The sequence below is a fragment of the Candidatus Margulisiibacteriota bacterium genome (assembly GCA_041650855.1).
In the GTDB taxonomy this organism is placed as follows: Bacteria; Margulisbacteria; WOR-1; order O2-12-FULL-45-9; family XYB2-FULL-48-7; genus JALOPZ01.
Map to the genome: position 1 here is coordinate 111,009 of JBAZKJ010000002.1, position 13,968 is coordinate 124,976.

17 protein-coding genes and 3 tRNA genes are annotated in these 13,968 nt (G+C 59.8%); 16 read left to right on the forward strand and 4 right to left on the reverse strand.

Going from position 1 to position 13,968, the window contains the following annotated elements:
- Positions 1-9 precede the first annotated feature (9 nt).
- Genes WC529_05190 through WC529_05245 form a run of 12 tightly spaced genes read left to right on the forward strand, consistent with a single transcriptional unit; the run spans position 10 to position 9,878 of the window.
- Positions 10-630 carry an alpha/beta hydrolase gene (locus WC529_05190; GenBank protein MFA5113673.1) on the forward strand — a complete coding sequence of 207 codons (621 nt, stop codon included), beginning with the start codon at positions 10-12 and terminating at the stop codon, positions 628-630.
- Entirely contained in the window at positions 620-1,336 is a 717-nt protein-coding gene (locus WC529_05195; protein MFA5113674.1) for a methyltransferase domain-containing protein, read from the forward strand. Before WC529_05190 ends, WC529_05195 begins: the two co-directional genes overlap by 11 nt.
- Before the next feature lie 22 nt (positions 1,337-1,358).
- Complete coding sequence (locus tag WC529_05200) at positions 1,359-2,456, forward strand: hypothetical protein (protein ID MFA5113675.1); 1,098 nt, start codon at positions 1,359-1,361, stop codon at positions 2,454-2,456.
- Positions 2,453-2,722 carry a hypothetical protein gene (locus WC529_05205; protein MFA5113676.1) on the forward strand — a complete coding sequence of 90 codons (270 nt, stop codon included), beginning with the start codon at positions 2,453-2,455 and terminating at the stop codon, positions 2,720-2,722. The genes WC529_05200 and WC529_05205 overlap by 4 nt, the downstream gene beginning before the upstream one ends.
- A gap of 33 nt (positions 2,723-2,755) precedes the next feature.
- Entirely contained in the window at positions 2,756-4,063 is a 1,308-nt protein-coding gene (gene rsxC, locus WC529_05210; protein MFA5113677.1) for an electron transport complex subunit RsxC, read from the forward strand.
- The gene (locus WC529_05215) at positions 4,060-4,974 is read left to right on the forward strand and encodes an RnfABCDGE type electron transport complex subunit D (GenBank protein MFA5113678.1); all 915 of its coding nucleotides are present in this window, start codon (positions 4,060-4,062) and stop codon (positions 4,972-4,974) included. The genes rsxC and WC529_05215 overlap by 4 nt, the downstream gene beginning before the upstream one ends.
- A gap of 10 nt (positions 4,975-4,984) precedes the next feature.
- Entirely contained in the window at positions 4,985-5,413 is a 429-nt protein-coding gene (locus tag WC529_05220; protein MFA5113679.1) for an FMN-binding protein, read from the forward strand.
- Positions 5,410-6,000 (forward strand): electron transport complex subunit E, encoded by a 591-nt coding sequence (locus tag WC529_05225; protein ID MFA5113680.1) that lies wholly within the window; start codon positions 5,410-5,412, stop codon positions 5,998-6,000. The genes WC529_05220 and WC529_05225 overlap by 4 nt, the downstream gene beginning before the upstream one ends.
- Positions 6,000-6,578: an RnfABCDGE type electron transport complex subunit A gene (locus WC529_05230; GenBank protein ID MFA5113681.1), complete on the forward strand. Its 579-nt coding sequence runs from the start codon at positions 6,000-6,002 to the stop codon at positions 6,576-6,578. Before WC529_05225 ends, WC529_05230 begins: the two co-directional genes overlap by 1 nt.
- The gene (locus WC529_05235) at positions 6,575-7,357 is read left to right on the forward strand and encodes an RnfABCDGE type electron transport complex subunit B (GenBank protein MFA5113682.1); all 783 of its coding nucleotides are present in this window, start codon (positions 6,575-6,577) and stop codon (positions 7,355-7,357) included. Before WC529_05230 ends, WC529_05235 begins: the two co-directional genes overlap by 4 nt.
- A gap of 19 nt (positions 7,358-7,376) precedes the next feature.
- Entirely contained in the window at positions 7,377-9,242 is a 1,866-nt protein-coding gene (locus WC529_05240; GenBank protein MFA5113683.1) for a 6-bladed beta-propeller, read from the forward strand.
- 15 nt (positions 9,243-9,257) lie between these two features.
- The gene (locus WC529_05245; protein MFA5113684.1) at positions 9,258-9,878 is read left to right on the forward strand and encodes a DUF4412 domain-containing protein; all 621 of its coding nucleotides are present in this window, start codon (positions 9,258-9,260) and stop codon (positions 9,876-9,878) included.
- On the opposite strand, the gene WC529_05250 is transcribed toward WC529_05245, so the two are convergent.
- From WC529_05250 to WC529_05260, 3 genes are read right to left on the reverse strand one after another with little or no spacing between them, the layout of a single operon-like run.
- The gene (locus WC529_05250) at positions 9,861-10,631 is read right to left on the reverse strand and encodes a TatD family hydrolase (GenBank protein ID MFA5113685.1); all 771 of its coding nucleotides are present in this window, start codon (positions 10,629-10,631) and stop codon (positions 9,861-9,863) included. The two genes, WC529_05245 and WC529_05250, sit on opposite strands and share 18 nt — an antisense overlap.
- Positions 10,594-11,469: a dihydroorotate dehydrogenase gene (locus tag WC529_05255; protein ID MFA5113686.1), complete on the reverse strand. Its 876-nt coding sequence runs from the start codon at positions 11,467-11,469 to the stop codon at positions 10,594-10,596. Before WC529_05255 ends, WC529_05250 begins: the two co-directional genes overlap by 38 nt.
- Positions 11,460-12,248 (reverse strand): dihydroorotate dehydrogenase electron transfer subunit, encoded by a 789-nt coding sequence (locus tag WC529_05260; protein MFA5113687.1) that lies wholly within the window; start codon positions 12,246-12,248, stop codon positions 11,460-11,462. Before WC529_05260 ends, WC529_05255 begins: the two co-directional genes overlap by 10 nt.
- Before the next feature lie 79 nt (positions 12,249-12,327).
- Here WC529_05260 and WC529_05265 point away from each other — a divergent pair, with 79 nt between their 5' ends.
- From WC529_05265 to WC529_05280, 4 genes are all read left to right on the forward strand, one after another.
- Positions 12,328-12,972, forward strand: a complete 645-nt coding sequence (locus tag WC529_05265; GenBank protein MFA5113688.1) for a GGDEF domain-containing protein — start codon at positions 12,328-12,330, stop codon at positions 12,970-12,972.
- Between the two features lie 38 nt (positions 12,973-13,010).
- A tRNA-Gly gene (locus WC529_05270) sits at positions 13,011-13,083 on the forward strand.
- An 11-nt stretch (positions 13,084-13,094) separates the two neighbouring features.
- A tRNA-Cys gene (locus tag WC529_05275) sits at positions 13,095-13,165 on the forward strand.
- A 130-nt stretch (positions 13,166-13,295) separates the two neighbouring features.
- Positions 13,296-13,369 (forward strand) — tRNA-Val (locus tag WC529_05280).
- A gap of 101 nt (positions 13,370-13,470) precedes the next feature.
- Here the strand turns inward: WC529_05280 and WC529_05285 are convergent.
- Positions 13,471-13,968 carry an NADH-quinone oxidoreductase subunit B family protein gene (locus tag WC529_05285; protein ID MFA5113689.1) on the reverse strand — a complete coding sequence of 166 codons (498 nt, stop codon included), beginning with the start codon at positions 13,966-13,968 and terminating at the stop codon, positions 13,471-13,473.

A 13,968-nucleotide genomic window follows, 5' to 3' on the forward strand; every position in this document is an offset into this window, starting at 1 on the left:
AATTATAACATGGATATCTTCCTCCACGGCTTCGCGACGACGCCGGCGATCTGGCCGGCGGGCGGCCCCGTTCTCCATTTTGACGATCTGGAGCGGGAGGCGGAACGCGTCGGCCAAGGGTTGGGCAGGGGAACGAGAGTGATCGGCTGGTCGATGGGGGGGATGGTGGCGCTGCTGGTCGCAGCAAGATATCCGGAGAAGGTCGGTCAACTTGTCCTGGTCTCGACCACTCCCAAATTCATCGCGTCCGCTGATTTCTCCGGCGGTTTGCCGCTGGCTTTGCTGCGGCGGTTAGAAAAACGGATCAAAACCGAGGGGATCAAGGCGTTCCACGCCCTGGTCTTTCCGGACGGGCATAACGCCGGCTTAGCCGACCTGACGGTGGAGCAGGCGTTAAAAGAACTGGCGGCGCTGGAAAAAGTCGATCTGCGGTCCCTGCTCGGCTCGATCAAAGCGCCGACCCTGATCGTCCACGGCGAGCGGGACGAGATCTGCCGGCCGGCGGCGGCTAGCTACTTGCACGCCGGGATCGCCGGGAGCGAACTGGTCATCTTGCCGGGGGTCAAACACGCGCCGCCGGTCGAAGCGCCGGAGCGGTTCGCCGAATTGCTGAGGAACAATGCTGGATAAAACGGCGATCAGCGATAATTTTTCCCGCAGCGCGCCGCAGTACGACCGGCACGCGGTCCTGCAGCAAGCTATGGCGGCCGGGTTGCTGGCGAAATTACCGGACATTAAACCGCAAAAGATCCTTGACCTTGGTTGCGGCACGGGGACCCTGACCCGGGAGCTGGCGGCCAAGTTCCCGGCCGCGCGCGTCGTCGGCCTCGATATCGCGCCGGGGATGATCGAGATCGCCAACCGGCGGGCCGGCGGCAACTTGGAATTCCGGGTCGGTGACGGTGAAGCGTTGGAGGGCGAGAAGGAATGGGACCTGGTCGTCGCCAACGCTGCTTTGCAGTGGATGGACGCGGCCGCGGTCTTTGCCCGCGTGGCGCGGGCGCTGAAGCCGCACGGCCTTTTTGCCTTTACCACCTTTGGGCCGCAGACCTTGCTTGAACTGCGGACCGGCGGTTTCGCGGTCAACCGGTTCCTGGCGGCCGAAGAGCTGAACCTGTTGGCCGTGCCGCTCTTTGCCCGGGCCGAGATCGCGGCCGAGACCCGGCTCAGCGGTTTTTCCAGCCTGAAAGAGCTGCTCCATTACCTTAAGGAGCTCGGCGCCAATACGCCGGAGTACCGGCCGCGCGCCGAACTGTCCGCTTTTCGCCGTTTCCGGGAGCGTCACCCGCTGGTCACGGCGACGTTCGAAGTGATCACCGGGTTGCTTTTTAAATAGGGCTGGCTTATTATTCAATTGCATGGAAGTCAGGTACAGTAAAGCGGAGGTCCTGAGCCGGGTCGCCTGGGCGAACCATTTCCGGATCATCTTCGGTTCGATCTTTTTCTTCGGTTTGATCGTGATGAATTCCTTCGGCGTTTTCCTGCGCGAACCGACGATCGTGCTGGTGCTGATCGGCCTGGCGATCCTTTTTTACGCCCTGCTCAGCTATTATTACCTGACGACCCAGCGGCCGTCGCTCGGGGAGACCATTTTCCTCTCGGTCTTCCTGGGGGTGGTCGATATTCTGGCCATTACCGTTTTCGTTTATTTCAGCGGCGGGGCGGATAGCCCTTACTTTGTCTTTTACCTGCTGGTTTTGGCGGCCAAGCTGATCAGCACCCCGTATTTCCCGCAGGCGGTTTTCCTGTGGGCGGCGGTCGCCGCCTTCTGTTACGACGCGCTCCTGCTCCTCCTGCTGGCGGGTTTCCTCCCGGTCTACGCCCGCGGCGCCGAGATCGTCGGGATGACGCCGGCGGTCGCGCATTCGATCACGACCAACCTCTTCCTGATCCCGGCGGTGATAGCCTTTTTCGCGCTCGGGGTGTATTTGATCGGCCAGGTGACCAGGCGGGAGCGCCAGACGCTGCAAGGCGAACTGGAAGGGGAAAAAGAGCTGGAAAAAAAGATCGCCGCCTTCGGGCAGGTCTTTTGGACGCTGACCCACGTGTTCAACCTGGACAATATGCTGAGCGAGGTCCTGGCCAAGCTGCTTGATATCCTCGACCTCGGTTCCGGCCTGATCATGATCACCGACCAAAGAGGGGCGCTGGTGCCGAAGGCCGCCAAAAATGTCCCGCCCGAACTGCTGGAGGTCTTCAGCCGGCAGAACTTGAAACAGCTCGATATTTCGCCGGCAAACCTGAAAGGGATCATGATCGATAATGACGTGATCCATCACCTGATGCTGAAGAAACTGGCTTTTCAGAAACGGTCGCTCGGCTTATTGGTCCTGTTCTGCCGGGAAGGGGAGCATTGCCCGAACGCGAAGCTGAGCGCCGCTCTGGAGCCGGTCGTGGACGAGCTGTCCGTTACGCTTTATTACGCCAGATTGTTCCGGCGGGTGAAAGCCGAATGAAAGGCGCCGCCGTCGTTCTGCTGCTGATCATGGCGGTTACCCCGGTCCTGGCCCAGACCGCGACCGCGGAGGCGGGCGGCCGCGGTTTTGCCACCGAATTCGACCTCACTTTCTGGCAAACGCTCCCGTTCGCCACGTTCTGGAGCTACGCCGTCGCCAATCAATTGGCGCACGGGGGAGCGCTCAACTGGTCGCCGATCATGAACGCCGCGCTGATCGTTTCCGTCGCTAACGCCGTCATCCACGCCCGGAATGTGGCAAAGTAACGCCGGTTGTGCTAAAATGTGGCGTTTGATTTTATGCCAAATTTCCGCGGCGGTGTCCACCCGCCCGAACAAAAGGACGCAACAGAGAAACAACCGCTGAAAACAGCCGCTTTGCCGGCCAGGGTCGTGCTTCCGCTGCAGCAGAATCTCGGTTGTCCCAATGACCCGCTCGTCAAGGTCGGCGACGAGGTCAAGGAAGGCCAGAAGATCGCCGACGCCCAGAAGTTCATTGCCGCCCCGCTCCACGCGCCGATCTCCGGCAAAGTCACCAAGATCGAAAAACTGGACAATGCCTGCGGTTTTGATACTGCTTCGATCGTGATCGAGGGGAGTGGGGCTGCTACCGCATACGCCGGCCAGTGGTCGGTCGAAGAGCTGACCCCGGAACAGATCCGCCAGTCGGTCCGCGAAGCGGGTATCGTCGGCCTCGGCGGAGCCGCCTTCCCGACCCACGTAAAACTGACCCCGCCCGCCGGCAAGCAGATCGATGCCGTCATCATTAACGGCTGCGAGTGCGAACCGTACCTGACGGCCGACCATCGCATCATGCTGGAAAGGGGCGCGGACCTGCTCTACGGGGCGCGGGCGATCGCCAAAGCGGTTGGGGCGGGCCGGATCATTATGGCGATCGAGGAGAACAAAGCTGACGCAATCGCTAAGGTGCAACTCGCGACACGCGACACGCAACTCGAGACAATAAAGCTTCGGACCAAGTATCCGCAGGGCGGGGAAAAGATGCTGATCAAGACGCTGCTCGGGCGGGAAGTCCCGTCCGGCGGGCTGCCGTCCGACGTCGGCGTCGTCGTCCAGAACGTCGGGACCGCGGTGGCGATCGCCGAGGCGGTCAAGTACGGCAAGCCGCTGATCGAGCGGGTGGTCACGGTGACCGGCTCCGCGGTCAAACAGCCGCAAAACCTGGTGGTGCGGATCGGGACGACATTTAAAGAAGTGATCGACCAGTGCGGCGGGCTGACGGAGGACGCGGCCAAGGTGATCATGGGGGGGCCGATGACCGGGATCGCGGTCGCGTCGCTCGACGTGCCGGTCGTTAAGGCGACCTCCGGTATCCTGGCCCTGAACAAACGGGACGCGCAACACTATGAAGAGGGGGATTGCATCCGCTGCGGCCGCTGTCTCAAGGTCTGTCCGACCGGCTTAATGCCGAATTTCCTCGGCGAGTATGCCCGGTTAAAAAATTGGGACAAGATGGCGGAGTACCACGTCGCCGATTGCATCGAATGCGGCTGCTGCAGCTACGTCTGCCCGAGCCGGATCTATCTGGTCCAGTATTTCAAGGTCGCCAAGCGCGAGCTGCAGACCAGAAAGGCTGTTTGTAAATGAGCTTTGACATTTCCACCGGCCCGCACATCCGCGTTCCGTCCGACGCCAGGCTGGTCATGTGGCTGGTGGCGTTCGCGCTCCTTTTTCCGGCGGCGGCCGGGGTCTATTACTTCGGTTCCGGCGCGCTGATCTTGATCGTTTTCACGACCCTCGTGGCGGTCGCGACCGAAGCGGCGTGCCAGTGGTTCGCCCGGCGGCCGATCACCGCGCTTGACGGGAGCGCGGCCGTGACCGGCCTGCTGTTGGCCCTGATCCTGCCGCCGACCCTGCCGCTCTGGATGGCCGGGATCGGCGCCGCTTTCTCGATCGCGATCGTCAAGGTCCTCTTCGGCGGGCTGGGCTTTAACATTTTTAATCCGGCGCTGGCCGCGCGCGCCTTTTTGCTCGCTTCCTGGCCGGTGGCGATGACGACCTGGGTCCGGCCGTTCGACGCCGTCACGACGGCGACCCCGCTTTACCTGGTCAATAAACTGCACGAAGCGGCGCCGAGCTACTGGGCGCTTTTTGTCGGCAACCGGGCCGGTTCGCTGGGCGAGACTTCGGTCCTGGCCATTCTGATCGGCGCGGCGCTCCTCCTGCTGGTCCGGGTCATCGACTGGCCGGCGCCGACCGCTTTTATCGGCACGGTGGCGCTCCTTTCCTGGCTGCTCGGCCACGATCCGCTTTTCGCCATCTTGAGCGGCGGGTTGGTCCTCGGCGCGTTTTTCATGGCGACCGATTATGTCACCGCGCCGGTCACCGTCAAAGGGCGTTTTATCTTCGGCCTTGGTTGTGGCTTACTGACGGTCTTGATCCGCTATTTCGGCGGTTTCCCCGAAGGGGTCAACTATTCCATTTTAATAATGAACATGCTGACCCCGGTGATCGACAAGTACGCGCGGCCGCGTTTATTCGGGAGCAAACATGCTTAACAGCTGCAAAATGGGACTGATCCTGGCGGTTTTCTGCGTTATCTCCGCCTGGGGTTTGGCTTATGTTTACATGTTCACGCAGACGCAGATCGCGGCGAACGGCCAGATCGCCTTGGAGAATTCGACCAAAGAGGTCCTGCCGGCGTCCGGCCAGGGGCGGGCGGTCGCCGTTAAGGCGCGCGGTTACGGCGGTGAGATCGAGCTGCTGGTCGGCATCGACGCCAAAGGGGTGGTGAGCGGGCTCAAGGTCCTGAACCACCGGGAAACGCCGGGGCTCGGTGCCAATATCACGGGAACCAAATTCCTCGGCCAGTTCAAAGGGAAGAAGGCCGGCGACCGGCTGGAAGCGAAAAAAGATATCGACGCAATCAGCGGGGCGACGATCTCCAGCCGGGCGGTCTGTTTCGGCGTTAAAGAGGCGTTGAAAAAAACACCATGAGCTTATGGCAAGACTTTAACCAGGGAATAATCAAAGAGAACCCCGTTCTCCGGCTGATGATCGGGCTCTGTCCGACGCTGGCGGTCTCGAACAACGCGACCAACGCGCTCGGGATGAGCGTGGCGGTCGCTTTTGTCCTGATCTGCTCCAACTGGGTGATCGCGGCGCTCCGCAAATTCACCCCCGACCAGATCCGGATCCCGATCTTCATCATTATTATCTCCACTTTTGTCACGATCAGCGACTACATTATGCAGGCTTATTATCCGGCGCTGTACGCCGCGCTCGGCGTCTTCGTCCCGCTCATCGTCGTCAACTGCATCATCCTGGGCCGGGCGGAAGCGTTCGCTTACAAGAACCCGGTCCTCAGCTCGGTCCTCGACGGGGTGGGGATGAGCCTCGGGTTCGCTTTCGCGCTGGTCAGCATCGGCGTGGTCCGCGAGCTGCTCGGCGCCGGTTCGGTCTTCGGCCTGACGGTTTTCAATCCGGCCGTAGCGGCGACGATCATGGTCCTGCCGCCCGGGGCGTTCATCACGATCGGCATCCTGATGGCGCTGCTCAATAAATACGAGAACAAGGTGCAATAGTGGAACTTTTCGGCATATTTTTCGCGGCGTTCCTGATCAATAACATCTTATTGATCCGTTTCATCGCGCTTTGTTCGTTCTTCGGCGTCTCGACCAAGATCGACACCTCGGTCGGGATGAGCCTGGCCGTCATCTTCGTCATGACGATCTCGTCCGCCGTTTCCTGGGTCATTTTCCACGCGATCCTGGCCCCGTTCCACCTGGAGTTCCTCCGGACGGCCACCTTTATTTTGACGATCGCGGCGCTCGTCCAGCTGGAAGAGCTCTATCTTAAGAAAATGATCCCGACCCTTTACCGGGCGATGGGGATCTACCTGCCGCTGATCACCACCAATTGCGCGATCCTGGCGGTCGCTTTCCTGGCGATCGATTACCGCTACGACTTCGTTCAGTCGATGGTCTATTCGCTTGGCGTCTCGTTCGGCTACTCGCTGGCGATCATCCTGTTCGCCTACGTCCGCGAGCGGATGGCGCTGGCGCCGATCCCGAAATGGTTCCAGGGTTATCCGATCGCCTTTATCACCGCGGCGCTGATGTCGCTCGCTTTCCTCGGTTTTACGGGGTTGTTCGGGCTATGATCATAACTTCGATCGTTGTTCTGGGGATAATGGGGTTCGTCTTTGCGGCGCTCCTGGCGCTGGCGGCCGATTATTTCGCGATCGAGGTCGATCCGCGGGTCAGCTCGATCATCGCGATCCTGCCCGGCGCGAACTGCGGCGCCTGCGGCGCCGGCGGCTGCCACGATTTTGCCGAGCGGGTCGTTAAGGGAGAGATCGCGGTCAGCGGCTGCGTCGTCGGCGGGGCGGAAGTCGCCAAGAAGATCGCCGAGATCATGGGGACGTCCGGTTTTACCGTCCACAAGAAGGTTGCCGCGGTCCATTGCGGGGCGAACGAGGGCCAGCGGCGGCGGAACGCGCACTACTATGGGGTCAAAACCTGTCAGAACGCCGACATTGTCGGTACGGCCGGCATGATGTGCGCTTACGGCTGTCTCGGCTACGGCGACTGTTTCTGCGCCTGCGCTTTTGACGCCATTAAGATGGTCGACGGTCTCCCTCAGATCGACCCGGAAAAATGCACCGCCTGCGGCAAATGCGTCGCCGCCTGTCCGCGCGGCATCATCAGCTTGCGCCCTTACAACTTGCCCGTCCGCGTCGCCTGTTCGTCGCACGACGGCCCGGCCGCGACCAGGAAAAATTGCCCGGTCGGCTGTATCGCCTGCAAAATATGCGAAAAAGCGGTTCCCGAAGTTTTTAAGGTAGTCGCCAACCTGGCGGTGCTCGATTACGCCCAGACCGGCGTCAACTGCGATCCGGCCGTGGAAAAATGCCCCACCAAGTGTATACTTAAGTCGTAGCAAGTACGGGAGGTTGAAGATGAAAAAAACAATTTTGGCGCTGGTCTGTTTAATTTCTTTCGTGTTCCTGCTCGGCTGCGGCGAGGGGATACCCGATCTGGTCGTTACTACTACCACCACGGTCGCGCCGGGGACGACGACCACGACCGGGACCGGGTCGACAACAACGACGACCACGACAACGACCAGCACCACCACGACGACGATCGGGGCTTACATTGTCGGCGGTTTTACCGCGGCCGGCGAATTTAACCGGCCGTCCGGCATCTTTATCGATAACAGCGGTAATTTTTACGTGTCGGAAATGATGGGGTGCCGGGTGCAGAAATTCGACAGCAGCTGGGCGCACCAATTGACGATCGGCGGATACGGGAACAGCAACGGCCAGTTCATCATGCCGCGCGGGGTGGCGGTCAAGAGCGGCAATATTTATGTCGCCGATACCAATAACGACCGGATCCAGATGTTCAACAGCAGCGGTGTTTTTCAGTGGACCTACGGGAGCGCGGGGACCGGGATCGGCGCGTTCGACGGTCCGCAGCGGCTCTCTTTTTCCGGCGCCGGCGACCTTTACGTGACCGACTACGGCAACAACCGGGCCCAGTACTTCGACCTGACCGGCGGGACGCCGAGTTACTTTGGGGAGTTCGACGGTACAGCCGGCGGCGGGACCGCTTTCAGCAAACCGCGCGGATTATTCCACACGACCAGCGACCAGTTTTGGGTCACTTCGACCGATAATGTGAAGATCCAGCAGTACAATCCGGCCGGCAGCTTTTTATTCGGCTTCGATTCGGCCGGTTCGCCTTCTGGAGTGGCGATCGATTCATCGTTAAATGTTTTCGTGGCCGATGACGATAATAACCACATTTATAAATACAACTCTGCCGGCACGCTCCAAACGACGATCGGTTCGACCGGTAAGGGGGCTGGCCAGTTCAACGGGGCGGAGGATGTGGCGGTCGACGGTTCCGATAACATTTATGTCGTCGACGCCAATAATCACCGGGTCCAGAAATTTGATAACAGCGGCAACCTGCTGGCTATTTACGGTTCGCAGGCGACCGCCGAAGGGAAATTCAACATGCCGGCTTGCGTGGCGATCGACGCGGGCAAGAACAGCTACGTGACCGACATGTACAATGCCCGGGTGCAAAAATTCACCCCGGCCGGGGTCTTCCTCTGGCAGTTCGGTGAGCTCGGCATCGGGGACGGCCAATTTGCCAACGCGGTTGGGATCGCCGTTGACGCGGCCGGGAATATCTTGGTGGTTAACAGCGGTAATGACCGGGTCCAAAAGTTCGACAGCTCCGGCGCCTTAGTCAGCAAGTTCGGCTCGACCGGCAGCGCCCACGGCCAGTTTGACCAGCCTGCCGGCATCGCCCTGGACGCGAGCGGCAATATTTATGTGGCCGATACGGACAACGACCGGATCGAGATGTTCAACAGCCTTGGCGTTCACCAGGCGACGTACGGCAGTTCCGGGGCGGGCGACGGGCAGCTCGATGGGGCGCGCGGGGTAGCGGTCGACGCGGCGGGCAACATCTTCGTCGCGGATACCAATAACCACCGGGTCCAGCGGTTCAACGCCGCCGGGACGATGACCTTGAAATTCGGCAGTTACGGGCCGGGCAACAGCCAGTTCAAATCGCCGTTCGCGGTCGCGGTCGACGGTGCGGGCAACATCTACGTGGCCGATTACGAGAACCACCGGATCCAGAAATTCGACAGCGCCGGCAACTACCTGGCGAGTTACGGTTCGCCGGGGAGCGGCAGCGGCCAGTTCGGTTATCCGAGCGACGTCAAGTCCGACAGCGCCGGCAATCTCTGGGTGATCGACAGCGCCAATAACCGGATGCAGTATATCCCGGCCGGGACATTCTAACCGAGGAGGGTAAAAATGAACAAGCAAATTATCGCGGTTTGCCTGATGTCCGCTCTGGCCCTGGCGGCCGAGGCCGCCGTCCAGGAGTTTTCGGCCGACGTGGTGACGAAAACCAAAGGGCAGACCATTAACTCCAAGCTGAATTACGGCGGCGATAAATGGCGCCTGGAGACGACGGCCGGCGGCAAGAAGACGGTCTCGATCGTCCGGAGCGACAAGAAGGTCGTCTGGATGGTCATGCCGGAACAGCGGCTCTACCTGGAACAGAAAATGGGACCGGAACACCAGCGGGGGATGACGGCGAAGCAAAACGGCGAAGTATCGCGCAAAAAGATCGGCCGGGAGCCGGTCAACGGGGTCGCGGCCGACAAATACGAAGTGACCTACAAGAACGGCCGCAAGACCGAGAAGATGCACCAGTGGATCTCCGATGACAAATGGCCGGTCAAGTCGGCGGCGGTCGACGGCTCGTGGAGCACCGAGTTCAAAAACATCAACAAGGGCGATCAGCCTGAGGTGCTATTCAGCGTGCCGGCCGGGTTTAATAAAATGAGCTTACCATCGATGAGGGCGCCGCGCGGGATGAACCCGAGCAACCTTTACCGGAACATGAAGGAATTACCCGATCAGGAATAGCCGTTTGGCGTTCCGGGTCGTCGCTAAAGCAACCTCGGCCGTGGTCAGGCCTTTGACCGCCGCGATCTGTTCCGCCACTTTTACCGCGTAAGCCGGCTCGTTCCTTTGGCCGCGGAACGCCTGAGGGGCGAGGAACGGACAATCGGTCTCGATCATGATCCGCTCCAGCGGCACCTGTTTGACCGCCTCGCGCAGATCGTCCGCCTTGGGGAAAGTGATATTGGCGGTGAACGAGATATAGAGTCCCATGTCCAATGCCGCCTGGCCCAGCGTCAGATCCCCGGCAAAGCAATGCAGAACACCCTTCAGCTTCCCCTTATTTTCTTCCCGCAAGATCGTCAGCGTGTCGCGCGCGGCGTCGCGGGAGTGGATGACGGCCGGTTTATCGATCTCCTGGCAGAGCTGGAGAAAGCGGCGAAAGACCTGCTGCTGGGCTTCGACCGGGGAGAGCCGGTAATGGTAATCGAGGCCGGTCTCGCCGATCGCGACGAGCTGATGTTGTTTCGCCAAATCCTTGAACCGTTGATAATCCGCTTCCCGGTAATCCTGGGCTTCTTGCGGGTGGATCCCGGCCGCGGTAAAGAGATAGCCGGGATATTCGGCAGCGAGGGCGACCGATCTTTTCAGCGCCTCATCATCCAAGGCGATATTGACGATCGCTTCCAGGCCGGCTTCTTTGGCCCGTTTGATAACGTCGGGGAGGTCGAGCGCGAACTCAGGAAAAGTTAAGTGCGCGTGGGTGTCGATGTACATAGTCGTTCAATTCGGCCAGGATCCGCAGGGGGGCCCCGGTATCGACGAAGTTGGCCGTGCCGACCTGGACCGCTTTGGCGCCGGCCAGCAGGAACTCGGCCGCGTCGCTGCCGGTCATGATCCCGCCGATCCCGATGACCGGGACTTTAACGGCCCGGGTCAGTTCATAGACCATCCGGACGGCAATTGGCCTGATCGCTGGCCCAGAAAGGCCCCCGGTTTTTGTCCCGAGTCGCGAGTCGCGGGTCTCCGTGTCGATGACCATGCCGACGATCGTGTTGATGGCGGAGAGAGCGTCCGCTCCGGCGTCGACCGCCGCCTGGCCGATGACGGTGATGTCGGTCACGTTCGGCGTCAGCTTGGCGATGACCGGCTGGGTCGTCGCTTTACGGACAGCCGAGATGACTTGGGCGGTTAATCCGGCATCTACGCCGAACGCCATACCGCCGCTTTTCACGTTAGGGCAGGAGATATTGACCTCGAGCCCCTTGACCATGGTCTCTTTGCTTAACCGCTTGGCCAGTTCGGCGTATTCTTCCACCGTCTCGCCGGCGATGTTGACGATCGTCGGGGTATCGAACTTGGCGAGGAAGGGGAGGTCTTCTTGCAGAAAATGTTCCAACCCCTCGTTCTGCAGGCCGATCGAATTGAGCATGCCCGACGGCGTTTCCGCGATCCGGGGGGCGGGGTTCCCGGCGCGCGGCTTGAGCGTGATGCTCTTGGTGATTATCGCGCCGAGCTTATTAAGGTCCAGATACTCGGAGTATTCCTTGCCCCAGCCGAACGTTCCCGAGGCGACCATGATCGGATTTTTTAACTTGATCCCGGCTAACTCCATGTGATCTCCTTAGCGTCAAAGACCGGCCCATCCTTACAGACCATTTTATAACCACCCTTGGTCATAATAGCACAACCTTTACAGGCTCCCACGCCGCACGCCATCCGTTCTTCCAGGGACAACTGGCAGTCGATCTTCTTTTGCCAGGCGATCTCGGCAACAGCCTTGAGCATCGCCTTCGGCCCACAAGCGTATATTTCCGTTAGTCCCCAGTCCCTAGCCCCCAGCGTATTCTCGAGCAGATCAAGGAGCAGATCGCTTACCAGTCCCTTCTTTCCGTGACTGCCGTCATCGGTGCTGACGATCACCCGGTCGGCAACTTCTTTCAGCTCCGCTTCGCACTGCACACAATCTTTCTCCCTTGCCCCAATCAGGATGAACGGTTTGCTGCTTTTGAGCTTGTTGGCCAAGGCAAGCAAGGGAGCGACGCCCATGCCTCCGCCGACTAAGAGATGGGCCTTCTTCCCCGGGTCAATCTTAAAGCCGCTGCCTAAAGGGCCGAGGACGTCCAGTTCTTCGCCGACGAAATATTTGGTCAAAAGTTCGGTCCCCCGGCCGACCACTTCGTAGAAGAGCTCAAAGGTCTCGTGTTCCGGGTTGATCCGGTGGAGGCTGATCGGCCGGCGGAGGAGGGGGTCGTAACTGTCCGAACACCTGACCTCCACGAACTGCCCGGGTTCGGCGTGGGTCGCGATATATTGGGAAAGGAGGGTCAGTTTGTAAAAGCGGGGGCCGATCTTTTGGTGGTCGAGTATCCGGCACTTTTCCTGGATCGGCATTGCCCTGTAATTATATGAAATTTTCCGCCTTATTTCAAGATAATTAGCTATGCAGGTACGTTCGGGAATAAAAATACGGGTGGGCAGACCTTTATCTTTGGTTCAGGGAAAACAAATCCGGGCGTTAAGTCTGGAGAACCGGCGTTTGCGCGGCCGGGTCGCGGCGCTGGAAAATAACAACGAGCGGCTGCTGGAGCAGGCTCTGCGCGACCCGTTGACCGGCTTGCTTAATAAACGCGGTTTTACCGCCGGTTACGAACGGACCCTCTCGGCCGCCATCCGGCACGGCCGCAAGTTCACCCTGGCGATCCTCGACCTTGATTTCTTTAAAAAAGTTAACGATACGCACGGCCACGCGGCCGGCGATTTTGTCCTGCAAGAGGTTGCCCAAATAATGCAGAAGGCGCTCCGGTTGACCGATACCGTCGCTCGTTGGGGGGGGGAAGAGATCGCCGTGCTCCTGGACGAGACCTCGTTCGCCCAGGCGACCGTACCGCTGGAGAGGATCAGGCAGCGGATCGCCGAACACGCCTTCTCGTTCAAGGGGACGGCGATCAAGTTGACCGCCAGTATCGGCTATACCGCTTATGAACCGGACAAACTGCGCTTTCATATGGACCAGGACGGCCATCAGGCGTTAAAAGAGACGCTTTTTGAGAAGGCGGACCTGGCCCTTTATTACGCCAAGAACGCCGGCCGCAACCAGATCAGCGGACAGGAATAGTCTTTTCTCCTTTTGTTGTGCTATAATTTTCTAATCGAGCGGGAGTAGCTCAGTTGGTAGAGCTTCTGCTTCCCAAGCAGAAGGTCGCGGGTTCGAACCCCGTCTCCCGCTTTTTTTCTTGCGGCGGCATGGCCGAGTGGTTAGGCAGCGGTCTGCAAAACCGTTTACTCCAGTTCGAACCTGGATGCCGCCTTATGTTACAATATACCGGATACCGGGAAGAATGCGCGCTTAGCTCAGCTGGTTAGAGTACTTGTCCCGATGGTCATTATAATAGATAATAATGGAATCATCGGGATCCCGATTCGATCAGCATCATCATTGCGCGCTTAGCTCAGCTGGTTAGAGTACTTGCTTGACAGGCAAGGGGTCACTGGTTCGATCCCAGTAGCGCGCAATGATGAGTTGGCCCCATCGGGACTTGACAGGTGCCTCGACTTCGCTCGGCACAGGCAAGGGGTCACTGGTTCGATCCCAGTAGCGCGCATTCTTCTTTTTTTATGCCGCCAGGAATGCCAACAAATGCCTGATGATCGTGGTGGGAGAGGGAGGGCAGCCGGGGATATGCAGATCGACCTTGAGGACCTTATCGACCCCGCCCAGCGTGTAATACGAATCCTTGAATAATCCCCCGTTCAACGCGCAGTCGCCCACGGTGATGACAAATTTCTCCCCCGGCAGCGCTTCGTAAGTCTTCTGCAGAGCCAACAGCATGTTGCGGCTGACCGGGCCGGTCACCAGCAAGGCGTCGGCGTGCTTGGGCGAGGCGACAAAACTGACACCGAACCGCTGGATGTCATAGATCGGGTTGGTGGTCGAGATGATCTCCGATTCGCAGGCGCCGCACGAGCCGGTGTCGACCTCGCGGATCTGGAACGACCCCTTGAACCGCCGGTCGATGACCCGCTTTAATTCTTTCCCCAAGGCTTCAACCTCGGCGGTCAGCTCCTGGCGCGGCAGATCGACGATCCCCTGGCGCAGACGGTTTTTGATCAT

What these genes read in the sequence shown, in the direction of transcription:
- WC529_05260 (MFA5113687.1), bottom strand. Translation starts at nt 12,248, where the DNA reads ATGCCGATCCAGGAAAAGTGCCGGATACTCGACCACCAAAAGATCGGC.
- WC529_05205 (MFA5113676.1), top strand. Translation starts at nt 2,453, where the DNA reads ATGAAAGGCGCCGCCGTCGTTCTGCTGCTGATCATGGCGGTTACCCCG.
- WC529_05215 (MFA5113678.1), top strand. Translation starts at nt 4,060, where the DNA reads ATGAGCTTTGACATTTCCACCGGCCCGCACATCCGCGTTCCGTCCGAC.
- WC529_05200 (MFA5113675.1), top strand. Translation starts at nt 1,359, where the DNA reads ATGGAAGTCAGGTACAGTAAAGCGGAGGTCCTGAGCCGGGTCGCCTGG.
- WC529_05240 (MFA5113683.1), top strand. Translation starts at nt 7,377, where the DNA reads ATGAAAAAAACAATTTTGGCGCTGGTCTGTTTAATTTCTTTCGTGTTC.
- WC529_05190 (MFA5113673.1), top strand. Translation starts at nt 10, where the DNA reads ATGGATATCTTCCTCCACGGCTTCGCGACGACGCCGGCGATCTGGCCG.
- WC529_05250 (MFA5113685.1), bottom strand. Translation starts at nt 10,631, where the DNA reads ATGTACATCGACACCCACGCGCACTTAACTTTTCCTGAGTTCGCGCTC.
- WC529_05255 (MFA5113686.1), bottom strand. Translation starts at nt 11,469, where the DNA reads ATGGAGTTAGCCGGGATCAAGTTAAAAAATCCGATCATGGTCGCCTCG.
- WC529_05285 (MFA5113689.1), bottom strand. Translation starts at nt 13,968, where the DNA reads ATGATCAAAAACCGTCTGCGCCAGGGGATCGTCGATCTGCCGCGCCAG.
- WC529_05195 (MFA5113674.1), top strand. Translation starts at nt 620, where the DNA reads ATGCTGGATAAAACGGCGATCAGCGATAATTTTTCCCGCAGCGCGCCG.
- WC529_05245 (MFA5113684.1), top strand. Translation starts at nt 9,258, where the DNA reads ATGAACAAGCAAATTATCGCGGTTTGCCTGATGTCCGCTCTGGCCCTG.
- WC529_05235 (MFA5113682.1), top strand. Translation starts at nt 6,575, where the DNA reads ATGATCATAACTTCGATCGTTGTTCTGGGGATAATGGGGTTCGTCTTT.
- WC529_05225 (MFA5113680.1), top strand. Translation starts at nt 5,410, where the DNA reads ATGAGCTTATGGCAAGACTTTAACCAGGGAATAATCAAAGAGAACCCC.
- rsxC (MFA5113677.1), top strand. Translation starts at nt 2,756, where the DNA reads ATGCCAAATTTCCGCGGCGGTGTCCACCCGCCCGAACAAAAGGACGCA.
- WC529_05220 (MFA5113679.1), top strand. Translation starts at nt 4,985, where the DNA reads ATGGGACTGATCCTGGCGGTTTTCTGCGTTATCTCCGCCTGGGGTTTG.